The following is a 26783-nucleotide window of genomic DNA, read 5'->3' as shown; positions in this document are numbered from 1 at the left end:
CAAGATTTAAAGTTGCTATTACTTACATTGTTAAAATTTGAAGTCTTTTAATTTATCTCCAAATACATCACCAAGCGTTGGGTTATCTTCATCTTCTGAAGTATCATTTAAATAAGATTGCGTCGTTTCGCTATCGCTTTCAATGACATTTTCATCTGGTAATGTTGCTTTTATTGATAATGAAATACGTTCGTTTTCAGGATCCACACTGAGTACTTTCACACTCACTTTTTCGCCTGGTTGTAATACCTCGCCAGGTGTGCCGATGTGTGAATGACTAATTTCTGAAATATGAACTAATCCTTGTACGCCAGGTTGAATCTCCACGAAAGCACCAAAGTTAGTCAATCTAACTACAGTTCCTTCTATAACTTCACCTTCATTGATTTCGCCTTTAATTGCTTCAAAAGGACTTGGTAATGTATCTTTGATAGACAGTGAAATACGTTCAGAATCTTTGTCTACTGATTTGATTTTAACTTTCACGCTATCTCCAATAGCCACAATATCTTCAGGTGATTTAACATGTTCGTGTGATAATTCCGAAACGTGTACAAGACCGTCCACGCCTCCAATATCAACAAAAGCACCGAAATTAGTTAAACGCGCTACTTTACCTTCGATAACGTCACCTTCGTTAAGTGACTCCAGTAATTTATCTTTTTTCTCTGCGTTTTCTATTGCCTCTACTGCTTTTCGACTAAGAATGACACGATTATTTGCAGGATCTAATTCTTCAACTTTAAGTTTTAAAATTTGTCCTTCAAAACCAGAGAAATCTTCAATGAAATCTGTAGAAATTAATGAGGCTGGTACAAATCCTCTTTGGCCAACATCTACAACTAAACCACCTTTAACTACTTCTGTGACTTTAGCTTCGATAGTTTGGTTATTATCTAACTGTTCTTGTAAAAATTCATATGATTTTTCAGTTTCGAGTTGGCGTTTTGAAAGGATGTATGCACCCGTTTCATTTTCTTCGTCATATTCTACTTTCGTAACATATGCACCGATTTCATCACCAACTTTTACTGCATCGCTTGGGTTGTCAATATGATGCGTTGAAAGTTGACTAATAGGGATGATGCCATTAAATTTACCACCATTGACATGGATGATTACTTGTTTTTCTTCAATTTCTTGAACTTCACCAGTAACCTTATCCCCTTCTTTAATCTCGTTAATCATTGATTCGTTAAACTCTTCAGTCATCTTGTCTGCCTCCTTATTACACTACATAATTATAACATCTTATAAACTGACAGAATTGTCAAGAAATTCCCCTTTATTCGAGAGAATCGATTTTAAATTGTTAATGTCTTGTAAAATAGGTTTTTCTAATCTAACAAAAAGAACTAAAAATTTACCTATACTTTACATTTTATATAGTATATTAATTCTGATTAGTATAATAATACACGTGTATTATATACCCACTTTTTTCATTGTATAACCTTTTTACACTATATGAAAAATATTTATATTAAATCAGAGACATCTACGATTAATCTAGCGATTTTACTAAAGTTAATATTTCTGCTGTTACAGTTTCTATGCTTTTACCAGTTGTGTCCACAGTAATGGCATCGTCAGCCTTCATTAAAGGAGAAATTTCACGATTCATATCATAATGATCTCTGTCTGCAATCTCCTTTTTTAATTGCTCTATATTTGATTCAATACCTCTTTCTTCATTATCTTTCTGTCTGCGTAACGCACGTTCTTCCACTGAAGCTATCATATAGACTTTTAAATCAGCATTTGGTAATACGACAGTTCCGATATCTCTACCGTCCATAACAATACCTTTTTTGGCTGCTAATTCTTGTTGTTTTTTGACTGCAAATGTGCGAACCGGTTCTTTTGAAGCCACATATGATACATGACTCGTTACATTATTTTCTCTTAAGTAGTCAGTGACATCTTGATTATCTAAAATGACCCTTTGACCTTTAATTTCATCATATGTGAGTGATAATTCTGTCGTATCGATTAATTCATTAAAGTCTTCAGTTTTATTTTGTTGTAAGTATTTATAAGTAATTGCACGATACATTGCACCAGTATCTACATAGATCATAGATAATTCACTAGCAACAAGTTTAGCAATTGTACTTTTTCCTGCTGCTGCAGGTCCATCAAGTGCGATATTTAATAATTTCATTTTAGTAACCCTTCCTTGTTGTTTTATGAATAATATTTTATCATAAATATGTACTTTATAAATAGGAGGAATGCCCGCATGAAAAAAGTTCTTGTTATTCATACTGGCGGCACCATTAGCATGTCACAAGATGAAGCTAATCAAGTAGTTACAAATACAGATAACCCTATATCTAATCACAAGGATGTAATAGAAAGGTATGCTGATGTAACTGAAATTACACCATTTAATGTTCCCTCACCACATATGGATATTAAATATGTTGAAAAATTAAAAGCATTAATTGAAAATGCAGCTCAAAATGAAAGCTTTGATGCATTTGTTATCACACATGGTACAGATACATTGGAAGAAACTGCATACTTGCTAGATTTAACAATTGCTATTTCCAAACCTATAGCAATTACAGGTGCAATGCGTTCCTCAAATGAAATTGGTTCGGATGGTTTGTATAATTTCATATCAGCTATTAGAGTTGCAACAAGTGATGAAGCTACAGATATGGGTGTTATGGTTGTCTTTAATGATGAGATACATACTGCTCGCAATGTAACAAAAACACATACTTCTAACACAAATACATTTCAAAGTCCCAACCATGGCCCTTTAGGTGTAGTAACTAAAAACAGTGTTCAATTCCATCATAAACCTTTTGAGCATCTAATCCTTAATGAAATAGATCACAATTTAAACATTCCTTTAGTTAAGGCTTATATGGGAATGAACAGTGATGTCTTGACTTTTTATAGCCAAAACAATGTAGATGGTATTATTATTGAAGGTCTTGGGCAAGGGAATTTACCGCCAACTAGTTTGGAAGGTTTGGATAATTGTTTGCATAAACATATACCAATAGTTCTAGTTTCTAGATCATTCAATGGTATTGTTGGACCAATATACGCTTATGAAGGTGGCGGCGCAACGCTAGCAGAGAAAGGTGTTATTTTCTCAAATGGTTTAAATGGTCCAAAAGCACGTTTAAAACTTCTTGTAGGGTTAAGTAATCAATTGTCATCAGAACAGTTGAAACAATATTTTGAATCACAGTTATAATGAAAATATATATGTAAATAAAAAGCACAACCATTTATAACCTAGTATAAGTGGTTGTGCTTTTTGATTTTGATTATTGAAGAATAATTATAAATACTTGCTAAGAATGTGATTAAAATATGATCATTTTAAGATTCAAGTGGAGTTTGTTTTTTAGATAAAATACTTTGAGTTATAATACCACCATGATATTTACCATTCTCAATAAATATTGTGTTTGCATCATTACCTGCAGCAATAACACCTGCGATATAACAATTTTCTACATTTGTCTCATATGTTTCTTTATTATAGATTGGTGCAGTGCCATATTCATTCTCGTTAATTTCAATACCTATCGATTGTAAGAATTCATAATCTGGGTGATATCCTATCATCGCGAAAACATAGTCATTAGCTATTTCAAAAGTTTGCCCATTTTGTTCATAAATAACACTATCTTCTGTTATTTTAGTCACATTTGAATCAAACGCCATATTAATTTTTTCGTGACGGACGAGAGATTCAAAATTCGGTAATATCCAAGGTTTAATCGCTTTAGGATAATCACTACCTCGATAAATGACTGTAACGTTTGCACCTGCTTTTTCTAATTCTAATGCCGCATCTACAGCAGAATTTTTACCGCCAATAATGACTACATTTTGATCAAAATAAGGATGCGCTTCTTTAAAGTAATGCATAACTTTAGGAAGTTCAGCACCTTCAACTTCAAGTTGATTATGATGTCCGTAATAACCTGTAGCTACAGTAAGAAATCTACATTGATATACGTCCTTAGTAGTTGTTATTGTAAAACGGTTATTTATTTTTTTTACTGTGAGGACTTCTTCAAAAGCATTAATACGAAGTTGGTGATGTTTTACAACAGCTCTATAGTAAACCAACGCTTGATTACGATGTGGTTTGCTTTCTTCCACTATAAACGGAACGTCCCCAATACTTAATTTATCACTTGAAGAAAAGAACGTTTGATGTGTTGGGTAATTATAAATTGCATCTACAACGTTCCCTTTTTCTATAACTAATGTATCTATCCCTTTTCTTTTTTGTTCGATAGCAGCGCTAAGTCCACAAGGACCGCCACCTATAATTATACTTTCAACTGTTTGCATTCTTCCTTCGTCCTCCTTTTACCACCCATATATTATACCAATAGTTTTAAAAAAACCAAATGAAAGAAATTGAAAATTTTATTACAAAATTGTTTGTGTCTATAAATATATTGAGAAAATAAAAAAGATCTCACTATAAATGCAAGCTCATAGTGAGATCTTTTTATATGAATGGATTATTGCTGCAATCCATTTTAAATTATGAAATAAATACTTTTATTTTCTTTATTGAGGAATAACTAAACGTTGACCATTATGGATGTCATTACCTTGTATGTTATTCGCCTCTCTAATTTTTTCTACATTTTCTGGAGAACCTTCACCGTAATATTGGATGGCAATTCTATAAAGGTTTTGGCCATTTACAACATGTGTTTGTTGTCCAGAATTATTAGTTGTAGCTTGGTCATTCTGTTGGTTATTATTTGATGAACCTTGAGATTGTTCAGTTGAACCATTTTGTGTATCGGCTTGATCATTTTGTTGTGATTGACTATCTTGTTGATTTTGTTGTGATTGATCGCTTTGATTAGCTTGATCTTGATTATTTTGATTTTGATCACTATTTGCTTGGTCTTGAGAGTCAGAATCTGATTGGTCAGAATCGCTATTAGCATCATCTGAAGAATTACTATTATCATCTGAGTCAGAAGAAGCATTTTTGTCATCATCTTTGTTAGCTTTATCGTCATTTGATTTTTTATCTTTGTCAGAGTCTTTATCAGAAGCTTTATCTTTATTATCAGCGACTTTTTTATCATCGTTGTTGTTACTATCGTCGTTGTTTCCAGTAAGTGCCATACCGGCGAATATAGCAATAGCAGCTAAGATTAAGATAGCAGCAAGAATAGGTAGTAATTTTCCTAATAAACCACCTTTTTTCTTGTTGTCGTCATCGTCATTATTGTTATTACCACCGTTACCGCCGTTACCGTTACCACCATTACCACCGTTTGATTTTGAATGGCTAGCAGCAGCACCAGTTCCAGCAGCTGCCGCTCCACCTGCTACAGCAGTACCTTTTTTCTTGTTACTACTTTTCTCGTTATTTTGTTGATCCTTGTTGTCGTTTTTATCATTTTCTGATGTATCATCATCATGACTAGCGTTTTTATCATTTTTACCTTTATGTTTACCCGCTGCGTATGCACCAGCTCCAGCAGCCGCGGCTCCACCTGCTACAGCAGCACCTTTTTTCTTAGAGCCTTTTTTAGAATCATCTTGTTGTGATTCGTTTTGGTCTTGATTGGATTGGTTATCTGGTTGATTTTCATCAACATCTTGTTCATCTGCATGTTGTTGATTGTCATTTTTTGACTCGTCATGGTTTGCATCTGAACTATCTTTATCCTTATGTTTACTAGCAGCATAAGCGCCAGCACCAGTAGCTCCTGCTCCGCCTGCTACAGCAGCGCCTTTTTTCTTAGAACTGTTTTCGTCCTCTAAACCATTATTGTCTTCGCTGTACTTATGATCATTAGCATTTGTTTTATCGCTAGTAGGCTCATGACTTAAATTGTTATTTTGTGAAGGGTCATCAGTATTACGTTCTGATGTTAAGTCAGATGTTGAATTGTCTTCGTTGTACTGTTCACTATCAAATGCTTCATCCTCGCTATGTTCTTGTTGATCTGTTTGATTAGTCTGTTCATTTTCACCTTGATTTGTAGCAGTATCTCTTCTACGTTGTCTTCGCTGAGCATTTCTTGGAGGGAATTGTTCGTCTGTTTTATCAGAAACTTCCTCTTTTACATTGTCAACTGAATTGTTAACTGAGTCCTTGGCGTTGTCTTGATGTTCTTTTGGATCAATGGATTGACGATTTTTTTCAAAATCATCTTTAAAATTGTTTTTAGACAAATTCATCATCCTTCCTTTTTATTTAAGTATATACTGTTTTACCCTAACAGAACGTAAATATGTATAATTTTTTTAGAAAAAATACTGCTAAATAAGTGTATATATCGTATTATAGCTTGATTGAAAATATGAAGTAAAGTAATTGTCTATTTTTTAAACAAATTTTGTATTTTTTCATTAAATTCCATTTTTCTTTTTACTTTTTTTCTATTTATTATATTTATTAAATTTAATTCACAATCATTATCGCAACATAGTTTAGGCTTTTCTATCAGAATTTCATCAAAAAATTCAACTAAATAAGATCTTCTGCATTGATCAAGATTTTTGTAACCTAGCATACGTATATAACCTAATTTTTTACGTTTATAAGCCATATCAAAGATATTGCGCAATTGCTCAAAAGTATACTGTGTACTTAGTACATCAAGTATGTCTGACTTTTCAGGTGGTAGAAACTGCGATAATTCATACGCATTTACATCCTCAACGTTAATTATGTCTGTAAATAATAAAGTTTCTAAAAGAAAGCTATCATCAGGTTGATAAAGGCTTATTGCTTGGCTTTGTTTACCGTCACGGCCTGCTCTACCTATTTCTTGCATATAACTAGATGGACTTGTAGATAAATGGAAATGAATAATTGTTCTAATATCTTTTTTGTTAATACCCATGCCAAAAGCACTTGTAGCAACGATAATAGGGATTTCATTATTAATAAATTGATGTTGTACTGTATGCCTTTCTTGGTATGATAGATCTCCATGGTAAATTCCAGTTAAAAAACCGTAATTATAAATACTTTGAGCTAATGATAGACACATTTTTTTAGATGATACATAAATAATTGTTGGCCCTGATTGCTCTAATGTAGGTAAAAGCCATTTTAATTTTTCATCATCATCAGCAAAATTTTTATGCGCTAGTGAAATGTTATCTCTATTCATACTATTTTTTATGACTGAAAATGATTTACTTAATATTTGCTCTAAATCAAAAGTTAAATAAGAAGGTGCTGTTGCAGTTAATGCTAATACGGTAGCATCATTGAAATGATTTACAATTTTGCCTATAAGTGCATAATGCGGCCTAAAATCATAGCCCCATTCAGATAGGCAATGCGCTTCATCTAATACAATCATGCCGATATTTAAACGTTTAATCAATTTGAAATTGTGTTTTTGTAATATAAACTCTGGACTTAAAAAAATAAATTTACTTTGGTTTAAGCAGTTAATGTTTTGTTGCTTTTCATTTTCATCCATGCCTGAATGTATACAACATACATTTTTTTCTCCTTGTAACTTAAGTTGCATAACTTGATCATCCATCAGTGAAATTAACGGAGAGATAACTAACGTTGGTTTTTGTTTTATGTAGGTTGGCAATTGGTAACATAGGCTTTTACCACTACCAGTAGGCAGGATTCCTAAAGTATCAATATTATTAAGTACATTGTTAATAATTTCTTCTTGGCCAGGCTTAAATGATTCAAATCCAAACCATTTTTTCAAGTCATCATGTAACATTTAGTTCACCTCTTTCGACACCAACAATAATTAATTTAATTTCAAAGTAACTGAGTTCAGAGAAAGTGTCCTTATAGCTACGTAGTCTTTCACTACGATTAGCTATATAATAAGTTATAAATGGTTTGTATTCTACATGGTTTAAATAACTATCGTAATCGGTTATGTATCCTTTGATAAATAATTCTAAAATATGATCGTCGATTGTATTAGGTTTAACATTTTGTTGCGCAGCAAGTTGTTTGAAGTTTAATCCATTTTGTATTCCTAAATAAGTTTTTTCAGTTTTGTTTAATAATGTCGGAAGAATAATTAAGCTATGTAATAATGGATACTTTTCTTCATTCTCTATTTCATACATTAAAGTTACTAAATCCCTCATTTCTAATTCAAAAAGCATTTCCTGCGATATTGCTTCTATTAAACTAACTTGTTGTCTTGTATACATACTTTCTTCGAAACCTTGCAAATAATAATGAATGTATATGTCATTATTATGGTTAGTTAAAGATTGAAAAAGTAACGTGAGTTCTGCTATAAATGATTTTTCTAATTGGTCGTCAGAAATTTTTTTATATAAGTGTTTAACCTTTTGATGAACTGTTCTATGTTGTGTAATAGGTACAAATTGATAATTGTCATGTTGGATATTAGACAACGTTTGCGTTAACAATTGTAGTGCATTGAAAGTGTTTAATAAGCTGTCATATGTATGCCGTGGGTGGCTAATGATATTTTGAATTTGTTGTTCGTTGATGTTAGAATTACTAGAATATTGTTCGAATAAAGGATATTTTAGTTTAGGCATACTATGATACAATGATAAGAGTTGTTGACTACAGGCATCAAAAAAGGTTTGATGCGATTTTTTACCTGTGATAATATTAAATATACTTTTTTCGGTTTTGTAATTATGTGACTTTGTGTATGCAAAATGAATTAAATTATACATGGATGCTCCCTCACTTTTATAAATCGAAAACATTTGAAAAAATGATAAACAGTGATTACAATAATATTTGTGTAATTATTGTAGCATTTTTGTCAAAGGAGGCGAAGAAATTGGCTAAATATACAATTGTTGATATGGACACATGCATAGCATGTGGCGCTTGCGGTGCCGCTGCCCCTGATATATATGACTATGATGACGAAGGTATCGCTTATGTAATACTAGATGATAACCAAGGTACTGCAGAGGTACCAGAAGAATTATATGAAGATATGGAAGATGCTATAGACGGATGCCCTACTGATTCTATTAAAATTGAAGAAGAACCATTTGATGGTGACGCGTTAAAATTTGAATAGAAATGCATTATATTTAAGCGTAAACAAGCGGTTATCTACTATTGTAATAACCTCATTTAATGACTTAGACATAATTGAATTTAAATCCGAGACACAAATAACTGTCTCGGATTTTTTGTATCCAGTTATTCTATAAAGTTGTATTACTTCAATGAATTTATATTGTAAACATGATCGGATTCTGGCTATTCACTTTTGAAATAACTGCAATCTCAGCTATAAATTCCTTAAAGTAACCTTTATATACATATTTATATTTAAAATATAAACGCCCTTCATTTCTCACTCGATCAGTGAAAAATGAAGGGCGTTTATCATTCTAGATGATAAGTTATACTATCATTTTAACGTGGTAAAATGTTTTTTAATCGATTATATAAAAGAATAAAGACAATTGAGATGACGACACCCTTAATAATATTAAAAGGTATGACGCCCGATACAATAACTATTTTAATATTTTCTACTACATCAGTTAGGTTCATAATCATGCCATATAAAGGTAATAAAACAAAGTAGTTTAGTATACTTAGAACAATCGTCATCACTAACGTAGCCACACTAAGTCCTATAATTTGAGATTTGAGGACACCTTTATGTTTTGTGACGAAATAAGCTGTTAATAAAAAGCTTGATGCCGCTAAAAAGTTAGCTACAGGACCTACTGGATCTCCAATATTGAATAGAAAATTGAGTAAGTTTTTAATAAATTCTACAATAAGTCCGGCTACAGGACCTAGAGTAAATGTTGCTAACAAGGCTGGTACATCACCAAAATCTAAAGTTAAATATGGTGGTAAAAATGGTATCGGGAACTTTATAAACATTAAAATAAATGCTACTGCACTCAACATACTAATCGTAATGAGGCGTTTTGTTTGTTGTTGCATATCAAATTATCTCCTTCCATTCATCTTTCTTAGAATAGGAGGATATAATTGCACAACAAATAAACCCTCCATCTTCTCCCATCCAGACTATACTGTCGGCTCTAGATTTACACTAGATCAGCCATTAATCTATGAATTAGATTAATGGGTCGCAGGCTTAAATTACTGCCGGTTGGGAATTACACCCTACCCCGAAGATGAATTTCTTAAATTTTATAAATTTATCATAGCTTATTGCTCAGATAAAAACAATAGACTTGCTTAAAATATATTATCAACGTCAATAAAATGGATGAAACTGGCATAAAAACTGCCAACAAAGCATTTAACTTTGTCGGCAGTTTTTAAGTTCTATACATAAATGAATTGCATATAAGGATATACTGTATATATGTTTATTATTTCAAATTATCATGCTTATACTTAGTTTTTCATTAATCTAGTCACGATACTTAACTATTGTCATCTTCAATCTCTGGTTTAGGTAAGGAAATGATAAAAGTAGTCCCTTTCCCTAGTTTGCTTTGTACATCAATAGTACCACCATGAGAATCAATAATCATACGGCAGATAAATAATCCTAACCCAGTTCCTTGTTTGCCACGCTTACGTGCAGTATCTACTTTGTAAAAACGATCAAAAACTTGTTGTAAATGTTCGGGTGCGATACCAGAGCCGGTGTCGGATATATATAGTATTTGTTCTGAATTAGTTTCACTTACCTCTATGTTGATTGTATCCCCAGGTTCAGTATATCTAGACGCATTATCTATTAAATTAGTTAACACTTGTTCAATTCTATCCGAATCAAAATACCACAAATGTTGTTGCGTATCTGGGTTTAAACACATATTTAATTCTAAATCTTTGGCATGCTTTTGATACTTTTGTTGCATTTTATTAAGTAATGGATCAATTAGTTGCACAACTTTATCTACAGTTAAACCTTCAGCATCCATTCGCGCTACATTTAATAATTCATTGACCAACCTATTCAATCTTTTAGTTTCATCTAAAACGATAGATAATGATTCATGAATTTCATCAGGTTCAGTTACGATACCATCAACAATAGATTCAGTGTATCCTTGCAATAAGGATATAGGCGTACGTAATTCATGAGAGACGTTTGCAATAAAATCTTTTTTCATTTGATCCATATTATGCTCGTTTGTCATATCACGAATTATGGCTACGATACCACTTCTCCCATCAGGCTGTATTTGCTCTATATAGCTAGTGATAATTACAAAATAACGTGTATTGATTTCATAAACTTCAAATTGCGTTTTTTTGCTGCTAAATGTAAGTTCATTTTGTTCATCTAATTTTTCTAACGCATATTCATCTAACATTTGCAAAATGGTATTGGCTAATTTATTAGAAATAATAATTTCTTTTTTGTCATTAAATCCTAAAACGCCTTCAACCATGGAGTTAATTAGACTGTCTCGAATATTTTTAGAGGATGACAATGCATCAATATGCTGTTGAATTTCAGAACTCATTGTATTAAATGTACGTGATAATTCACCAATTTCATCTTTTGAGTTAACTGGTACAACTTGAGCATAATCACCTTTAGAGACTTTTAGAGCTTGCGTCCTTAAATTACGTAGAGGCTTTGTTATCCGTGACGATAAGAAGAAAGCAAATACGGTTGTTATTGCTAAAAAGATGATAGCAATGATTAAGATAATTACTGTAATCACATTATTGGTTTCTTCTATTGTCTTTAAGTCTTGATAGATAAACACGCCACTATATTTACTATTCGGACTATTTGCTGCTTCAATATTTTTCGTTGGATAACCAATTAATACATATGTTCGTTGTTTGTCATTAAAGCTGACTGTTACATGTTCTGAAATTTGTTTGCCGTGATCAAAGACGCGATCATAATCTTTGTTATTTTTAATTTCCTTGAACATTTCATTTTTTGTAACATCATTGTCTTGGTTATCTTTGTGTTTATCATTCATTATGATTAGACCAACAGGGCCTTCAATTAATTTACGACTATGTTCGATAGCAGTAGCTCTATCGTCAGAACTTTCAACAAGTTGGCTTATCCTTTTGGCGTCTTTTAATAAAGAATCTTCTGTTTCTTGAGTGAAATAAGACTGTATAAACGTTATAAGAGCTGCACTTAATAGAATTAAAACTGTAGTTACTATAAATATTATAGTTAACCACAGTTTTACAACTACACTATTAAGTAGGTTCATTATTTGATTTGACTTCAAATTTATATCCTACACCCCATACAGTTTGTATCATATGAGCAGCATCTTCTGATACTCGATTTAACTTTTCTCTTAAACGTTTAACGTGCGTGTCTACTGTACGCAAGTCGCCATAGAACTCATAATGCCAGACTTCTTTTAATAATTGTTCTCTATCGAATACTTTATTTGGTGTTTTGGCTAAGAAGATTAATAGCTCATATTCTTTAGGTGTCAAGTTCACTTGATTCCCATCAGCCAACACTCTGTGTGCATCATTATCTATAACTAAGTAATCAAATTCAATTAAATCTCTTGCATGTGGCTCACTTTGTTCAGGAGATGCAACTTGAGTACGTCTTAATAATGCTTTGACACGTAACACAACCTCACGTGGTGAAAATGGTTTAACGATATAATCATCAGCACCAGACTCAAACCCTTCTACCCTGTTTGTTTCTTCACCTTTAGCAGTTAACATAATAATTGGTGTTTCTTTATGTTCTCTTAATCGAGATGCTACAGTGATTCCATCCATTTCTGGTAGCATTAAATCTAATAAAATACAAGCATAATCATGATCTACAGCCATTTTATATGCTTCATTACCATCACTTGCTTCGTGTATTTCAAAAGATTCTCTTTCAAGATATAACTTTAATAATCTTCTGATTCTGTCTTCATCGTCTACGATAAGTATTTCGTTTGACATGCATATATACCTCCCACACTGCTACTTTCATATTCAACAATATTATATCATAGGTTTGTCTTTAAAAGTGACTGTGACCTTAAAGTTTGTGAAAAAATTCTCATAAGCATAGAAGAAGCGAAATTAATATCTATTTACCGTGCTCTGCAAGGTGGCGAATTGTTTTAACTTCATGAGGCGTTAAAACTCTGCCCTCGCCCGCATTCAACCCTTTTAAGTCTAATGGTCCGAATTCAATACGTTGAAGTTTAGATACTTGGTGTCCAAAGTGTTCAAACATGCGACGAACTTGACGATTGCGACCTTCTGTAATTGTAATTTCAACAAGTGTATTATTTTTATCTTTATCTTGATTTTTAACTTTAACAATTGCTGGTTGCGTAACGCCGTCTTCTAATTTTATACCTTGTTCTAATGCTTTAACTTCTTCTCTCATAAGATACCCTTTTAATTTAACAACATACTTTTTCTTTATTTTATAGCTAGGGTGCGTCATTAAATTTGTAAATTCTCCATCATTCGTTAATAAAAGTAACCCCGAAGTGTCGTAATCTAAACGGCCAACAGGATAGATTCTAGTTTTAATTTCTTTAAAGTAATCAGTTACGACTTTTCTGCCTCTATCATCAGATACACTTGTAATTACTTGTGCTGGTTTATAAAACAAAATGTATAACTTATCTTCTTGTTCTAGTTTAATACCTTCAACCTCTATACTATCTGAATTTTTCACTTTAGTGCCTAATTCAGTGACAACCGAACCGTTGACTTTAACCTTACCTTCTGTAATAAGCGTTTCTGCTTTACGGCGTGATGTGTAACCACTATTGGCTATGCGTTTTTGTAATCTTTCTGTCTCTTTAGTCATTATTTTCTCCTTTTTGGTTCACTAAATTACTGAAGAATGCTTCGATTTCTTCATCTTCTTCATCAGTTGTAGGTAAATCGTCCAAATGCTCAATACCAAATACATTTAAAAATAATTCAGTTGTATAGAGTTGTTGGCTTCTTGAATCAGCTTGCTCTTTTGCTTCTACAAGACCTCTAGCAATTAAAGTTTTCACAGCACCATCAGAATTAATGCCTCTAATCATTTCTATATCGCTTCGTGATAAAGGTTGATTGTAGGCAATAATAGATAAAGATTCCATTGCAGCTTGTGATAACTTCATTTTTGATTTTTGTTCAATTAATTTCTCGATATATTCTGAAGCTTCTTTTTTAGTTGTTAATACATAAGTTTGTCCAAAATGTTGAATCATTAAACCATCAGATTGATATGTATTTACAAGTTCTGATAAAGTAGCATCATCTATTTCTAAAATTTCAAGTAATTGTTTTTTGTCTAGCCCTTCATCACCAGCTGTATATAATAGTGATTCTAAAATTCCTTTAACGTTCGATTCCATAGTTTACCCCTCTTAAAATGTTGATATCATCAAAACTTTTGGGTTGTTCAATGTTAACAATACCAGATTTGGACATTTCAAGTATTGCTAGAAAATGTGTTACAACCATTTCTACGGGTTCAGTAAAATTAAACAAACTAAAGAAATTGAAAGAATCATGCTGTTTTAAACGTTCAGAAACTTGTGTTGTGGCTTGTTGAATAGTAAATGTCTCTTTATGTATATCAACAGTTTTAGGTGTATTAAATTCTACTCTGTTTTTCACTTTCTGATAGGCAATGATTAATTCTGTTAAATCTATTGTGTTTTCTGAATCCCATGTTTCTGTTGATTCTAAATGTGATAAATCGGTTGGATGTTTTGAAAAATAGTGAGCGCGTTCTGATTTCTTTTCATTTAGAATTTCTGTATATGCTTTATAGTTTTGATATTCAATTAATCGACCGACTAAATCATCACGTGGGTCGTCATCTAAAGTTTCTTCTTCATTTGTTTGTGGTAATAGTAACTTACTTTTAATCACAAGTAATTCAGAAGCCATTACTAAGTATTCACTTGCAATATTTATTTCTAACTGGTTCATCGCATGAATATATTGCATATACTGCTCAGTTAATTCCTTCATTGGAATATCATAAATATCAATTTCAATTTTTTGAATAAGATGCAATAATAAGTCTAAAGGACCATTAAAGGCATCTAACTTTACTTCATACATTTTATCTACCTCATATCGCAAGTTAAGTGCGTAATTCACTAAAATATTATAGCATGTTTATAGTAAACATTTAAATTTGGAGCGGTTTTAATATGGAAAAAGCATTGAAAGATTTTTATTTTCACTTTCACACTAAACAACACTATTTTTTATGTCATGACATATTAGAAGAAGCATGGAAAGACAACGAACACTTTCATAAAGATGATGCAGTCGTAAGTTTAATCTTATTAGCGACAGGATGTTATCATTTTCGTCGGGCTAATCATAAAGGTGCTATGAAATCATTTCGTAAAGCGCTAAATGTAATCCAAGCTTATACTAATGATACAGAATTAGGCATTGAATTAGAGTCATATAAAACAATACTTTTAGAATTAATAGCAGCAGCTAAAAATGACGATCATTTTGTACCAATACAACTGCCGTTAACACCAAGCATGCAACAAGCTATACTAAAGGCTTATCCTAACTTTACGATGACTGATTATACTATTGAGGACAGTTATATAGTAAATCATCATTTAGAAAGAGATCGGTCTGAAGTTCAAGCTGCACGTTTACAAGCACTTCGCGAAAGAAGAAATACTAAAATGTAATAATGAAATTTCTATTTTGAATATTAGACATATAAAAACACAGGCTAGTTATTCTACGAATAAACTGGTCTGTGTTTATGCACGTGGATGGAATTCATTATACATTTTACGAATTTGTGATTTTGATACATGTGTATACAGTTGAGTTGTAGAAATGTCGGAATGTCCTAACATTTCTTGAACAGCTCGTAAGTCTGCTCCATTTTCTAATAAATGTGTTGCAAATGAATGCCTTAAGGTATGTGGTGTTAAAGATTTGTTAATATTTGCTTTGACACCATTTTGTTTGATCATTTTCCATATCGCCTGTCTAGATAAAGGTTTGCCATGCATGTTTAAAAATAACACATCCGTTACGGTTCTTTTTAATAATTGTGGCCTTACCGTATCAATATATGTAGTCAAATAATCGATAACCGCATCTCCTAATGGAATGATACGTTCTTTGTTCCCTTTACCGAACACTTTAACAAAGCCCATAATTAAATTGATATCTTCAAGCTCAATTTGAATTAACTCAGAAACACGCATACCTGTAGCATACAGAAGCTCTAACATTGTACGGTCTCTGTAACCGTTATTTTTTGAAAGGTCTGGTGTTTCTAATAAAGCTAACACTTCATTAATTTCTAATACGTCAGGCAATTTACGATCATATCTCGGTGTTTCAATTAGCACAGTCGGATCTTTTGCAGCGTATTTTTCTCTTAAAGCAAATTGGTGAAAACTCCTAACCGTTGATATAAAACGCGCTAATGATTTTGCGGATGCTCCCTCATCATGTAAGTGACCAAGGCATAGTTGTACAGCTTGTCTATCTACAAAATCAATGTGACTGATTTTTTGAAGTTCTATAAAGTCTTTGTATTTTTTTAAATCTCTACGATATGCACCTATGGTATTTGTGCTCAAACCTTTTTCTAATTGTATAAATTTCAAATATTCTTCAATTATATCATCCAAGCTTAACACCTCTATTCATAAAAGGTTTTTGTTTGTACAAGATTATTTACCTTGAGCTTGGCAATTTGAGCATACGCCATGAAATGTTAAACGGTGATCTAAGATTCTAAAATCAAAATCCTGTTCAACGCGTTCTTCTACTTGAGGTAATAAATCTTCTTCAATTTCTTCAACTTTACCACATTCCATACAAACGAGATGATGGTGGAAATGTTTTGCGCCTTCTTTACGCAAATCAAATCGAGCAACGCCATCTCCAAAATTAATTTTATCAACTACTTTAAGTTCTGATAATAACTCAAGTGTACGATACACAGTAGCTAGACCTATTTCAGGTGCTTTGTCTTTTACTTTTAAATATACATCTTCGGCACTTAAATGATCTTTCTCATTTTCAATTAATACACGTAACGTCGCTTCACGTTGTGGCGTTAGTTTATATGAAGATTGTTGTAATTGTTGCTTCACGCGATTTAGACGTTCTTCCACGGAAGCCTCACTCCCCTACTAATAATTATAATCATTTTAATTTGTATAATGATTTATATATAAAATACCAGTAATTGATAAAATACGCAAGTATACGCGTTCCTTATTTATAATCATTATAATTAAGGAGTAAGTGTTGTAATGCGATAATCGTTTTAGCGTCTTCAAGTTCTTTGTTTTTCAACATGTCTTTGACTTCTAATATAGAATACTGTTCTAATTCAATAAATTCATCATCATCTAAATTCATTTGACCTATTTTTAAGTCTTTAGCTAAATAAATTGATATTTTTTCATTTGAAAAACCAGGAGACCCATACATCTCAGTTATTAATTCTAAATCATCAGCAATATAGCCGGTTTCTTCTTCTAGTTCACGCTTAGCCGCTTCTGCACGCACTTCATCTATTTCTAGTTTGCCTGCCGGAATTTCTAATAATGGTTTTTCAGCTGGTTTACGAAATTGTTTAACAAGTAACACTTTATTCTCAGGTGTTAATGCACAGACTGCTACTGCGCCGTTGTGATAAACAAGTTCACGTTTAGATGTTTTACCATCGGGTAATTCAACATCGTGTACTTCTAAATCAATAATGGACCCCTGGTAAATGGATGTTTTATGTATTGTCTTTTCGTATAGGTTCATTTTAATCACGTTCCTTTTATTTGATTTGAGTTATTGTTAAGATATATACGGCAGTATGTAGGGAGCAACTATTACAGTTAATATACACATCAAATTAAGTAATATTGCATATATTGTTTTTGCACCCTATGATTTAAGTGTATCGAAAGGAGAAACGACATGCAAAAAAATGTATTAAGAAGTGGTATCGAGGTTTCAGAATTAGGTTTAGGTTGTATGAGTTTAGGTACTGATTATAATGAAGCAGAACCTATTATTGAACGTGCGGTAGAACATGGCATTACTTATTTTGATACAGCAGATATTTATGATAAAGGTATCAATGAAGCTATCGTGGGTAAGGCATTAAAAAAATACCAGGATAGAGATGATATCGTTATAGGTACAAAAGTTGGTAATCATTTAGCTGAAGATGGTTCTACTTTTTGGGACCCATCAAAAACTTATATAAAAGAAGCTGTGAAAGATTCGCTAAAACGTTTAGGATTAAATCATTTAGATTTATATCAATTGCACGGTGGTACTATCGATGACCCATTGGATGAAACAATTAGTGCGTTTGATGAGTTAAAACAAGAAGGCTTAATACGTGCTTATGGGATTTCTTCCATACGTCCAAATGTAATTGACTATTATTTAAAGCATAGTGATATAGAAACATTAATGTCACAATTTAACTTAATTGATAATAGACCAGAAGCATTATTGGATGATATACATGCACAAAAGGTGAAAGTACTCGCTCGTGGACCAGTATTTAAAGGATTATTAACTTCTAATAGTAATCAAGCTTTAGATGATAAGTTTGCTGAAGGTATTTTTGATTATAGTTATCAAGAATTAGGAGAAACTATTGCTTCTATTAAAGAAATAGAAAGTAATTTAACAGGTTTAACATTTAATTATCTTACTTCGCATGACGCGCTAGGCTCGATTATAGTTGGCGCAAGTAGCGTGGATCAATTAGATGAGAATGTGAAGAACTATCAGCTTTCAAGAGATATTAGTTTGGAACAATTAAAAGCTGCTCGTGAAAGAGCTAAAAATTTAGAATATACACAACATTTGAAATAATGAGCTAAAACGCATGTACCAAGAGCATGGGGCATATATCCCTATGCTCTAATTAAAGGGCTAATCCGTATTTAAAAATGGATTAGTCTTTTTATATAAAAATCTCACTTTTTTGATCGTGCGTGCTTGCCTTGGATATGGTTCGAGCCTGTAGTCTCTCACTTATACTCTTCCCCTTGGCGTCAGTACGTTACAAAAACGTTAAAAATCGTGCATTTTAGTACAAAAATAAGCCCTTACTAATAATTTAATAAGCACTACTAAACTCAATGAACGAGGTGCCTTTTGATTAAAAATTATAATATGACTCGACTTACTCTATCAATGAAGACTTGAAATGACGTATTTTCAGAAGTCAATCACATGAACTTACGCTCATGCATAAGAACCACTAACTCAATAAATTGAGAGTGGTTCTTTACATTTTGTTTTTAAACAGGAATGTGAAATGTTTTTCGACGAATCGTGGTGCTATTTGGTATATTCGTAAAAATAAATGCATCCATTTAGGTTCATTGATTTCTTGTTTGGTACTGAGCATCCCTTTTATAATTTTATGTGCTAATTCATAAGGATCAAGCATAATGCTTTTATATTTTTGAGCAAAGGCTAATGATGGGTCGGCTTTCTCGTGGAACGGTGTAGCAATTGGTCCTGTATTAACTGTTAATACATGATAATTAGTTTTTTCAATACGTAATGCATTTAGCACTTGATTAAATGCAGATTTACTGGCCCCGTAATGTGCTGCATAAGCTTGTGTTAAAAATGCAGATTGACTACCAATACCAACGATTGTAGGAAAGCGACTAAAAAATGGTTGTAACGTAGTTAATAATGTATTGAAATTAACTACGTTCAAGTTATAAGTATCAAGCATCTCCTCTGTTGAATGTTGTTCTATAGATTTAAAGTAACCTAATCCTGAACTATAGATAATCCCATCAATTGTTTTGCCATTAAATTGATTTTTGAGATTTAAAATTTGTTCTTGAGACTGTAAATCACATTTTAAGACTGTTAATAATGAAGTATCATACTTATTTGCTATCTTTTGTGGATTTCGTGCTAGCACGGTTACATGTACCTGTTTATTTAATAATAGTTCTAATAAAGCTTGACCTAACCCGCTTGTCCCTCCAGTCAACACATAATGCTTGCCAATCATATAGACATCCCTCCCCTTTGTTAATTTAATTCCAGTATAAATGAAAAGATTTATATGTGTCATCTATAAATATTAGCCATATGTTAAAACTATGTTAGTATGGATACATAAAAACTTAGAGGAAGTGAAATGTTCACATGAAACTAGTATTTTATGGTGCTGGTAATATGGCACATGCAATTTTTACAGGTATCGTTAATTCAAATGTTATTGATTCTAACGATATATATTTAACAAATCGTTCAAATGAAGTTGCTTTAAAAGAATATGCTGATGAATTAGGTGTTAATTACAGCTATGATGATGAAGCTTTATTAAAGGATGCAGATTATGTATTCTTAGGAACAAAACCTTATGATTTTGATGATTTAGCAGAAAGAATCAAACCGTATATTGTTGAAAATAATAAATTTATATCAATTATGGCTGGTTTACCAATTAGTTATATTCGTGAAAAATTAGATTTTAACAGCCCAGTTGCTCGTATTATGCCAAATACGAATGCACACGTCGGTCATTCTGTAACAGGTATTAGTTTTTCTAGTAACTTTGGGGCAAAATCAAAAGAAGAAGTTGATAGTTTAATTAATGCATTCGGTTCAGCGATAGAAGTCTCTGAAGATAATTTACATCAAGTGACAGCTATTACTGGAAGCGGACCAGCATTTTTATATCATGTTTTTGAACAGTATGTCACTGCTGGGACTAGACTAGGGCTTGAAAAAGCTCAAGTTGAAGAATCTATACGTAATTTAATTATTGGAACAAGTAAAATGATTGAACGCTCAGAATTAAGCATGGAACAGCTAAGAAAGAACATAACTTCTAAAGGTGGTACAACACAAGCTGGCTTAAATGCATTAAGTCAACATGACTTAGAAAGTATCTTTGAAGATTGTTTAAGAGCAGCAGTCAACCGAAGTGTTGAATTATCAAACCAAGATGAAGAATAATTTAAATTTAGTGTCATTGACGTTTTGTTAATAATTTATAAAAAATGTGGTTAAGACAGAAGAAATGTCTCAACCACATTTTTTAATTTAAATGAGTAATTAAAATGTCCAAGAATCAAAATCTTTAACGAAGGTAAATGGTGGTGTTGAAGGTCTAGATTTAAGTGCTAAACTAATATCCTCTATTTCATCGAGAGTATATCGATTGCTTAAATGTGTGATTAAACTATATTCCACTTGTGCTGTTTCTATTAAGTCAAACACGTCTTCGATGTGACTGTGATGATAATTATTTGCTAAAGATTTATCACCTTCTATATATGTACTTTCATGGACCATAACATTTGCTTTATCTGCAATAAGTGCTTCATTGTTACATGGCATTGTATCACCAAATATTGCGATAACAGGTCCTTTGGTTGCTTCTCCTTTAAAGTCTTTCGAAGTATAAATTTGGCCATTATACTCAAAAGTTTCATTGTTTTTAACTTCTTGATATTTAGGTCCTGGCTCAAGACCTATTTCTTTAAGGGCAACTACATCAATTTTTCCAGATGTATAAGGTGCTTCAATACGATAACCAAATGACGGTATACCATGTTTTAACATATGTGCTTCCACATTAAAACCATTATTTTGATATGATAAATGGTCTTCTATTTCTATGTATGTAATTGGATAATTTAATTTCGATTCAGACAATTGCAAAGTTGTTTCTATAAATGCTTTTATACCTTTTGGTCCGACGACAGTTAAAGGTTTTCCTTCGCCACCTTGAAAAGATCTACTTGTTAATAAACCGGGTAAGCCAAAAATATGATCGCCATGCATATGCGTAATAAAAATATGATCAACTTTACCTAATTTTATAGAGTGATGCAAGATTTGGTGTTGTGTAGCTTCCCCTACATCAAACAACCAGATACTATTGGAGTATGGTTCCAAATTTAAAGCGATAGCTTGTGTGTTACGTTCTTTTGTTGGTAGACCAGCACTCGTACCAAAAAATGTGATTTCCATGCATATGCCTCCTCTTCTTGTTCACATTTTATCACAGAAAAGAATAAAAAATATATTAAAAATAAATTCTTTCAAGCAAAATGGTAGGAACATGTTTGATTATTGTTCTATAATAAATACAGATTTATTAAAAAGAATTGAGGTTTTGATCTTGAATACTAAAAATAAAGACATTCCATGCTTAATAACAATTTTTGGTGCAACTGGGGATTTGAGTCATAGAAAATTATTCCCGTCATTGTTCCATTTATATCAACAAGAAAATTTAAATGAGCAAGTTGCTATAATTGGTATTGGTAGAAGAGACTTAACAAATGATGATTTCCGTAATCAAGTGAAGTCATCAATACAAGAACATGTTAAAGATACAAAACATTTAGATAAATTTATGGAACACGTTTTTTATCATAAGCATGATGTTAGTGATGAAGCGAGTTATCAATCATTACTAGAAGTAAGTAATAAGCTTGATAGTGAATTCCAGCTAAAAGGCAATAGACTATTTTATTTAGCAATGGCACCTAAATTCTTCGGTGTAATTTCAGATTATTTGAAATCATCTGGATTAACAGATACAACAGGCTTCAAACGCCTTGTTATTGAAAAACCATTTGGTACAGATTTAGCATCAGCTGAAAATTTAAATGAGCAATTGCGTCGTTCATTTAAAGAAGAAGAAATTTATCGTATCGATCATTATTTAGGGAAAGATATGGTACAAAATATTGAAGTATTACGTTTTGCCAATGCAATGTTTGAACCTCTGTGGAACAATAAATATATTTCTAATATTCAAGTTACATCTTCTGAAGTTCTTGGTGTTGAAGACAGAGGCGGTTATTACGAATCTAGTGGTGCGCTAAAAGATATGGTACAAAACCATATGTTACAAATGGTTGCCCTACTTGCGATGGAAGCGCCGATCAGCTTAAATAGTGAAGACATCAGAGCCGAAAAAGTTAAAGCATTAAAGTCATTACGTAAACTTGAAACAGAAGAAGTACGCCACAACTTTGTCCGCGGCCAATATGACGAAGGCACGATTGATGGTAAAAAAGTTCCTAAATATAGAGATGAAGATAGAGTAGCTGAAGATTCTACAACGCCTACTTTTGTATCAGGGAAATTAACGATCGATAACTTTAGATGGGCTGGCGTACCGTTCTATATTAGAACTGGTAAACGAATGAAGAGCAAAACAATCCAAGTAGTCGTTGAATTCAAAGAAGTACCTATGAATTTATATTATGAAACAGATAAAAAATTAGATTCTAATTTACTTGTTATTAATATCCAACCTAATGAAGGCGTATCACTACATTTAAATGCGAAGAAAAATGTCCAAGGTATTGAAACTGAACCTGTGCAATTATCTTACGCTATGAGTGCTCAAGATAAGATGAATACAGTAGATGCATATGAAAACTTACTCTTTGATTGTTTAAATGGAGATGCCACAAACTTTACTCATTGGGAAGAATTAAAATCTACTTGGAAATTTGTAGATGCTATACAAGAAGAATGGAATCAAAACGAACCAGAATTCCCAAACTATGAAGCAGGTACAAATGGTCCATTAGAAAGTGATTTACTTTTAAGTAGAGATGGTTTCCATTGGTGGGACGATATTCATTAATAATTAAGTGAAAAATATGTGGTTTGTATATATAGTTGCTTTATAAAACCTTTATTATCTAGTTATTAAGTTTTGATGTATTGAGTGACCTATATTAACTACTTCATTTTTGATTATTAACAGATTTATATTAAGAGAGCATGACGTGAAATCAATTATAAATATTTGATTTCAGTCTCGCTCTCTTTTTTCTTATATCTTTTTTGTGTTATTATTTAATTTGTTGAAGTAAAACAGTTGATTAAACCCAGTTATTTACATTTTACCCTATTGATTATTTTTTAGATGTAAGTGGAACGAAAATGATGTAGAATATACTTAATTAGTAAACATGCAAAACATGTAGATATAGCATTAATATGGTTTGAAAAGTGAAAAGTAGTTAATTGAAAATTAGGAGTGAAAGTTTTGGACGTTATCAAGCAAATACAACAGGCAATTGTTTATATTGAGGATCATTTGCTAGAGCCTTTTCATTTGCAATCACTCAGTGATTACGTTGGTCTTTCACCTTATCATCTTGATCAATCTTTTAAAATGATAGTTGGTCAATCCCCCACTGAATATGCTAGAGCTCGTAGAATGACTTTGGCAGCAAAAGATATTATCAGTGGATCAAGTCGATTAGTAGATGTTGCAAAAAAATATAATTATGCTAACACAAATGATTTTGCAAATGACTTTAGCGATTTTCATGGTGTCTCACCTATACAAGTAAATACAAAGCGTGATGAATTAAAGATGCAAGCTCGACTTTATATCAAACTTACAACAACAGAAAAACCGCCAAATGCTTATCGTTTAGAGGATACACAAGGTATTTCATTAGTGGGTTATGCTCAGTTTGTTGATTCAGAACATTTAGAAAATCCATTTAAAGTGCCAGATTTTTTAGACGATTTACTAAATGAAGGTAAAATAACTGAGCTTCAACGCTATAATGATATTAGCCCTCATGAATTGTTTGTCGTTAACTGTCCATTAGATGAAGGTATGGAAATATTTGTTGGTGTTCCAAGTGATAGATACCCTGCTCATTTAGAAAGTCGTTTTTTACCAGAAAGACAATATGCAAAATTTAATTTGCAAGGAGAACTCGATTACGTAGTAAATGAAGCTTGGTATTATATTGAAACTAGCTTACAGATGACTTTACCATACGAACATAATAGTCTTTATGTAGAAATTTATCCTTTTGATATTTCATTTGACGATCCATTCACCAAAGTTCAATTATGGATGCCTGTTGATCAAGAACAATATGTAACAGATGATTTTTAAGTAGTGTCGTTATGAAGAACGATTACAAGTTTGTTGTATTGATACAAAAGCCTATCTAAAGTGTATAAATGAATAACTGCCCACAAAAACAGACGTTTTGCTGGCAGTAAGGTTAAAAAAGAATATATGTTGGTAGTTTCTTAAAGTTAGTAAAAATTTAAATTCAAAATCTGTTCAGAAGCTGTATTGAATATAATTAAAATATTAATATTGGTATAGGTTGACGTTTATCTTATTAAAAATTAGATGTCGTTAACCTATACTTTTTTATTAGATTCTTTTCATTTGTCGATCTATTTATTTCTCAAACGTTATTTATTATATAGATACAACAAATGCTTCAAAAGGTTTGATTGTATTAATATCTATTGCTTCATCCTTATAATTATGAAGTAAAATATTATTCTCATTGACTGGGCCATCATAATTAAACGTAGCAGTTTGATTTGTTAAATTACCTACAATTAGTACTTTTTTGTTGTTTAATGTTCTAGTATAAGCAAATACTTGTTCATTATTCTTATCTACTAAGTCGAATGTACCATATGTGTATATATCATCAGATTTTTTTAAAACAATTAATGATTTATAAAAGTTTAATATTGAGTTTGGATCTTGTTGCTGTTTAGCAACATTAATTGTTTTATAATTTGGATTTACAGGAAACCAAGGACTATGTTCTGAAAAACCACCATTTGTTTGATCATTCCATTGCATTGGTGTTCTTGAATTATCCCTGTTTTCCATTTTATGTTTTTCCAATAATGCAGAAACATCTCCATTTTGTGATTTAACAATATTATATTCGTTAACTACTGCAACATCATTGAAGGTTTCTACACTTTCAAAAGGATAATTTGTCATACCAATTTCTTGCCCTTGATAAATAAATGGCGTGCCTTGTTGTAAGAAATAAACAGTAGCATGGCTTGTAGCTGATTCATACCAATAATTTTGATCGTCTCCCCATGTTGAGACGCGACGGGGTTGGTCATGGTTTTCTATAAATAATGCATTCCATCCTATATGCTCTAATTGTTTCTGCCATCTATTAAGAACATCTTTATAGGCTTTGACATCAAATTTAGAATCACCGGTATTCCATAAGCCCAAATGCTCAAATTGAAATATCATATTAAACTTTCCTTTATTTTCACCTACCCATTCTACTGCATTTTCCGGATTTACACCATTTGCTTCACCGACTGTCATTATATCGTACTGACTCAATGATTTTTCTTTCATTTCTTGTAACCAAGTTTGAATTCCAGGTTGATTCATATCCACATCAAATGCAGGGGCATAAGTTTTGCCTTCTGGAACAGGTAAATCTCCTGCTTCAAACGATTTCTTAATATGAGTGATAGCATCTACTCTAAAACCATCAATTCCTTTTTCAAACCACCAATTCATCATTTCAAAAATAGCATTACGAACCTCTGCGTTGTCCCAATTTAAGTCTGGTTGTTTTTTGCTAAATAAGTGGAAGTAATATTCACCTGTTATTTCATCATATTCCCATGTAGAACCATTAAATATACTTTCCCAATTATTAGGTTCTGATCCATCAGGTTTTGGTTCTTGCCATATATACCAATCACGTTTAGGATTATCTTTACTAGATTTGGATTCTATAAACCATGGATGTTCATCAGACGTATGATTAACAACTAGATCAAGAATTAATTTCATACCACGTTGATGAACACCTTCAAGCAAGGAATTAAAATCGTCCATTGTTCCAAATTCATCCATAATATCAGTATAATTACTAATATCATAACCGTTATCGTCATTAGGAGATTTATACATAGGACTTAACCATATCACATCAATCCCTAATTCATTTAAGTAATCTAACTTTTCAATAACACCAGGTAAATCACCGATACCATCATTATTAGCATCATTAAAACTTCTCGGATAAACCTGGTACGCTACTGCTTCTTTCCACCATTGTTTGTTCAT

The 26783-nt window shown here is 32.0% G+C and carries 25 protein-coding genes and 1 riboswitch; of the genes, 7 read left to right on the top strand and 18 right to left on the bottom strand.

Features of this window, described 5'->3' with window-relative positions; genetic code table 11:
• Window positions 1-30: 30 nt before the first annotated feature.
• Both rpsA and cmk read right to left on the bottom strand, forming a co-directional pair.
• Window positions 31-1212 carry a 30S ribosomal protein S1 gene (gene rpsA, locus LG295_RS07265; RefSeq protein WP_326020259.1) on the bottom strand — a complete coding sequence of 394 codons (1182 nt, stop codon included), beginning with the start codon at window positions 1210-1212 and terminating at the stop codon, window positions 31-33.
• Window positions 1213-1504: 292 nt separating this feature from the next.
• Entirely contained in the window at window positions 1505-2164 is a 660-nt protein-coding gene (cmk, locus tag LG295_RS07260) for a (d)CMP kinase (RefSeq protein ID WP_107558354.1), read from the bottom strand.
• Between the two features lie 78 nt (window positions 2165-2242).
• Between cmk and LG295_RS07255 the strand changes: the two genes are divergently transcribed.
• Window positions 2243-3217 (top strand): asparaginase, encoded by a 975-nt coding sequence (locus LG295_RS07255; RefSeq protein WP_404475577.1) that lies wholly within the window; start codon window positions 2243-2245, stop codon window positions 3215-3217.
• Between the two features lie 128 nt (window positions 3218-3345).
• Here the strand turns inward: LG295_RS07255 and ypdA are convergent, their stop codons facing one another.
• The 4 genes from ypdA to LG295_RS07235 all read right to left on the bottom strand — a co-directional run bounded on the left by ypdA (window position 3346) and on the right by LG295_RS07235 (window position 8673).
• The gene (gene ypdA, locus LG295_RS07250; protein WP_107552024.1) at window positions 3346-4332 is read right to left on the bottom strand and encodes a bacillithiol disulfide reductase YpdA; all 987 of its coding nucleotides are present in this window, start codon (window positions 4330-4332) and stop codon (window positions 3346-3348) included.
• A 225-nt stretch (window positions 4333-4557) separates the two neighbouring features.
• A complete protein-coding gene (gene ebpS, locus LG295_RS07245) occupies window positions 4558-6198 on the bottom strand; it encodes an elastin-binding protein EbpS (RefSeq protein WP_404475574.1) in 1641 nt (546 codons plus the stop codon).
• Between the two features lie 140 nt (window positions 6199-6338).
• Window positions 6339-7721: an ATP-dependent DNA helicase RecQ gene (locus LG295_RS07240; RefSeq protein WP_107530819.1), complete on the bottom strand. Its 1383-nt coding sequence runs from the start codon at window positions 7719-7721 to the stop codon at window positions 6339-6341.
• The gene (locus tag LG295_RS07235; RefSeq protein WP_107558346.1) at window positions 7711-8673 is read right to left on the bottom strand and encodes a helix-turn-helix domain-containing protein; all 963 of its coding nucleotides are present in this window, start codon (window positions 8671-8673) and stop codon (window positions 7711-7713) included. The genes LG295_RS07240 and LG295_RS07235 overlap by 11 nt, the downstream gene beginning before the upstream one ends.
• 110 nt (window positions 8674-8783) lie before the next feature.
• Here LG295_RS07235 and LG295_RS07230 point away from each other — a divergent pair, with 110 nt between their 5' ends.
• Window positions 8784-9032, top strand: a complete 249-nt coding sequence (locus LG295_RS07230) for a ferredoxin (protein ID WP_026113585.1) — start codon at window positions 8784-8786, stop codon at window positions 9030-9032.
• A 344-nt stretch (window positions 9033-9376) separates the two neighbouring features.
• Here the strand turns inward: LG295_RS07230 and LG295_RS07225 are convergent, their stop codons facing one another.
• The 6 genes from LG295_RS07225 to LG295_RS07200 form a co-directional block, all read right to left on the bottom strand.
• Window positions 9377-9922: an ECF transporter S component gene (locus tag LG295_RS07225; protein ID WP_107530817.1), complete on the bottom strand. Its 546-nt coding sequence runs from the start codon at window positions 9920-9922 to the stop codon at window positions 9377-9379.
• 66 nt (window positions 9923-9988) lie between these two features.
• Window positions 9989-10125: riboswitch (FMN riboswitch) on the bottom strand.
• Window positions 10126-10374: 249 nt separating this feature from the next.
• A complete protein-coding gene (locus LG295_RS07220) occupies window positions 10375-12150 on the bottom strand; it encodes an ATP-binding protein (protein WP_404475570.1) in 1776 nt (591 codons plus the stop codon).
• On the bottom strand, window positions 12137-12859 hold the full coding sequence (locus LG295_RS07215) for a response regulator (RefSeq protein WP_404475568.1): 723 nt from the start codon (window positions 12857-12859) through the stop codon (window positions 12137-12139). The genes LG295_RS07220 and LG295_RS07215 overlap by 14 nt, the downstream gene beginning before the upstream one ends.
• A 130-nt stretch (window positions 12860-12989) precedes the next feature.
• On the bottom strand, window positions 12990-13727 hold the full coding sequence (locus LG295_RS07210; protein WP_107530815.1) for a pseudouridine synthase: 738 nt from the start codon (window positions 13725-13727) through the stop codon (window positions 12990-12992).
• Entirely contained in the window at window positions 13720-14268 is a 549-nt protein-coding gene (gene scpB / locus LG295_RS07205; protein WP_404475566.1) for an SMC-Scp complex subunit ScpB, read from the bottom strand. Before scpB ends, LG295_RS07210 begins: the two co-directional genes overlap by 8 nt.
• On the bottom strand, window positions 14252-14986 hold the full coding sequence (locus LG295_RS07200; RefSeq protein WP_107530813.1) for a ScpA family protein: 735 nt from the start codon (window positions 14984-14986) through the stop codon (window positions 14252-14254). The genes scpB and LG295_RS07200 overlap by 17 nt, the downstream gene beginning before the upstream one ends.
• A 92-nt stretch (window positions 14987-15078) precedes the next feature.
• Here LG295_RS07200 and LG295_RS07195 point away from each other — a divergent pair, with 92 nt between their 5' ends.
• The gene (locus tag LG295_RS07195) at window positions 15079-15585 is read left to right on the top strand and encodes a DUF309 domain-containing protein (protein WP_404475564.1); all 507 of its coding nucleotides are present in this window, start codon (window positions 15079-15081) and stop codon (window positions 15583-15585) included.
• A gap of 75 nt (window positions 15586-15660) precedes the next feature.
• Here the strand turns inward: LG295_RS07195 and xerD are convergent, their stop codons facing one another.
• The 3 genes from xerD to LG295_RS07180 all read right to left on the bottom strand — a co-directional run bounded on the left by xerD (window position 15661) and on the right by LG295_RS07180 (window position 17683).
• Window positions 15661-16548 carry a site-specific tyrosine recombinase XerD gene (xerD, locus tag LG295_RS07190; RefSeq protein WP_107530811.1) on the bottom strand — a complete coding sequence of 296 codons (888 nt, stop codon included), beginning with the start codon at window positions 16546-16548 and terminating at the stop codon, window positions 15661-15663.
• A 42-nt stretch (window positions 16549-16590) separates the two neighbouring features.
• Window positions 16591-17037, bottom strand: coding sequence for a Fur family transcriptional regulator (locus LG295_RS07185; RefSeq protein WP_017724534.1), 447 nt, complete (start codon window positions 17035-17037; stop codon window positions 16591-16593).
• 103 nt (window positions 17038-17140) lie between these two features.
• Window positions 17141-17683, bottom strand: a complete 543-nt coding sequence (locus LG295_RS07180; RefSeq protein ID WP_404475561.1) for an NUDIX hydrolase — start codon at window positions 17681-17683, stop codon at window positions 17141-17143.
• Between the two features lie 159 nt (window positions 17684-17842).
• On the opposite strand from LG295_RS07180, the gene LG295_RS07175 reads away from it, so the two are divergent.
• A complete protein-coding gene (locus LG295_RS07175; protein ID WP_107530809.1) occupies window positions 17843-18757 on the top strand; it encodes an aldo/keto reductase in 915 nt (304 codons plus the stop codon).
• Window positions 18758-19175: 418 nt separating this feature from the next.
• On the opposite strand, the gene LG295_RS07170 is transcribed toward LG295_RS07175, so the two are convergent.
• Complete coding sequence (locus LG295_RS07170) at window positions 19176-19925, bottom strand: SDR family oxidoreductase (protein ID WP_107530808.1); 750 nt, start codon at window positions 19923-19925, stop codon at window positions 19176-19178.
• 137 nt (window positions 19926-20062) lie between these two features.
• Between LG295_RS07170 and proC the strand changes: the two genes are divergently transcribed.
• On the top strand, window positions 20063-20878 hold the full coding sequence (gene proC, locus LG295_RS07165; RefSeq protein ID WP_107530807.1) for a pyrroline-5-carboxylate reductase: 816 nt from the start codon (window positions 20063-20065) through the stop codon (window positions 20876-20878).
• 99 nt (window positions 20879-20977) lie between these two features.
• Here the strand turns inward: proC and rnz are convergent, their stop codons facing one another.
• Window positions 20978-21898 carry a ribonuclease Z gene (rnz, locus tag LG295_RS07160; protein ID WP_107530806.1) on the bottom strand — a complete coding sequence of 307 codons (921 nt, stop codon included), beginning with the start codon at window positions 21896-21898 and terminating at the stop codon, window positions 20978-20980.
• A 151-nt stretch (window positions 21899-22049) separates the two neighbouring features.
• On the opposite strand from rnz, the gene zwf reads away from it, so the two are divergent.
• A complete protein-coding gene (zwf, locus tag LG295_RS07155) occupies window positions 22050-23534 on the top strand; it encodes a glucose-6-phosphate dehydrogenase (RefSeq protein ID WP_107530827.1) in 1485 nt (494 codons plus the stop codon).
• A 408-nt stretch (window positions 23535-23942) separates the two neighbouring features.
• Window positions 23943-24815 (top strand): AraC family transcriptional regulator, encoded by an 873-nt coding sequence (locus LG295_RS07150; protein WP_107530805.1) that lies wholly within the window; start codon window positions 23943-23945, stop codon window positions 24813-24815.
• A 318-nt stretch (window positions 24816-25133) separates the two neighbouring features.
• Here LG295_RS07150 and LG295_RS07145 read toward each other — a convergent pair whose 3' ends face one another.
• Window positions 25134-26783: an alpha-glucosidase gene (locus tag LG295_RS07145; protein ID WP_107530804.1), complete on the bottom strand. Its 1650-nt coding sequence runs from the start codon at window positions 26781-26783 to the stop codon at window positions 25134-25136.

Origin of the sequence: Staphylococcus pseudoxylosus, from assembly GCF_044794325.1 — a bacterium.
GTDB classification, from domain to species: domain Bacteria; phylum Bacillota; class Bacilli; order Staphylococcales; family Staphylococcaceae; genus Staphylococcus; species Staphylococcus pseudoxylosus.
This window is presented reverse-complemented; position numbering and strand designations above follow the sequence as displayed.

What these genes read in the sequence shown, in the direction of transcription:
- LG295_RS07175 (WP_107530809.1), top strand. Translation starts at nt 17,843, where the DNA reads ATGCAAAAAAATGTATTAAGAAGTGGTATCGAGGTTTCAGAATTAGGT.
- LG295_RS07235 (WP_107558346.1), bottom strand. Translation starts at nt 8,673, where the DNA reads ATGTATAATTTAATTCATTTTGCATACACAAAGTCACATAATTACAAA.
- LG295_RS07240 (WP_107530819.1), bottom strand. Translation starts at nt 7,721, where the DNA reads ATGTTACATGATGACTTGAAAAAATGGTTTGGATTTGAATCATTTAAG.
- LG295_RS07195 (WP_404475564.1), top strand. Translation starts at nt 15,079, where the DNA reads ATGGAAAAAGCATTGAAAGATTTTTATTTTCACTTTCACACTAAACAA.
- proC (WP_107530807.1), top strand. Translation starts at nt 20,063, where the DNA reads ATGAAACTAGTATTTTATGGTGCTGGTAATATGGCACATGCAATTTTT.
- LG295_RS07170 (WP_107530808.1), bottom strand. Translation starts at nt 19,925, where the DNA reads ATGATTGGCAAGCATTATGTGTTGACTGGAGGGACAAGCGGGTTAGGT.
- ypdA (WP_107552024.1), bottom strand. Translation starts at nt 4,332, where the DNA reads ATGCAAACAGTTGAAAGTATAATTATAGGTGGCGGTCCTTGTGGACTT.
- LG295_RS07145 (WP_107530804.1), bottom strand. Translation starts at nt 26,783, where the DNA reads ATGAACAAACAATGGTGGAAAGAAGCAGTAGCGTACCAGGTTTATCCG.
- rnz (WP_107530806.1), bottom strand. Translation starts at nt 21,898, where the DNA reads ATGGAAATCACATTTTTTGGTACGAGTGCTGGTCTACCAACAAAAGAA.
- LG295_RS07210 (WP_107530815.1), bottom strand. Translation starts at nt 13,727, where the DNA reads ATGACTAAAGAGACAGAAAGATTACAAAAACGCATAGCCAATAGTGGT.
- LG295_RS07200 (WP_107530813.1), bottom strand. Translation starts at nt 14,986, where the DNA reads ATGTATGAAGTAAAGTTAGATGCCTTTAATGGTCCTTTAGACTTATTA.
- ebpS (WP_404475574.1), bottom strand. Translation starts at nt 6,198, where the DNA reads ATGAATTTGTCTAAAAACAATTTTAAAGATGATTTTGAAAAAAATCGT.
- LG295_RS07180 (WP_404475561.1), bottom strand. Translation starts at nt 17,683, where the DNA reads ATGAACCTATACGAAAAGACAATACATAAAACATCCATTTACCAGGGG.
- LG295_RS07255 (WP_404475577.1), top strand. Translation starts at nt 2,243, where the DNA reads ATGAAAAAAGTTCTTGTTATTCATACTGGCGGCACCATTAGCATGTCA.
- cmk (WP_107558354.1), bottom strand. Translation starts at nt 2,164, where the DNA reads ATGAAATTATTAAATATCGCACTTGATGGACCTGCAGCAGCAGGAAAA.
- LG295_RS07220 (WP_404475570.1), bottom strand. Translation starts at nt 12,150, where the DNA reads ATGAACCTACTTAATAGTGTAGTTGTAAAACTGTGGTTAACTATAATA.
- rpsA (WP_326020259.1), bottom strand. Translation starts at nt 1,212, where the DNA reads ATGACTGAAGAGTTTAACGAATCAATGATTAACGAGATTAAAGAAGGG.
- scpB (WP_404475566.1), bottom strand. Translation starts at nt 14,268, where the DNA reads ATGGAATCGAACGTTAAAGGAATTTTAGAATCACTATTATATACAGCT.
- LG295_RS07225 (WP_107530817.1), bottom strand. Translation starts at nt 9,922, where the DNA reads ATGCAACAACAAACAAAACGCCTCATTACGATTAGTATGTTGAGTGCA.
- LG295_RS07215 (WP_404475568.1), bottom strand. Translation starts at nt 12,859, where the DNA reads ATGTCAAACGAAATACTTATCGTAGACGATGAAGACAGAATCAGAAGA.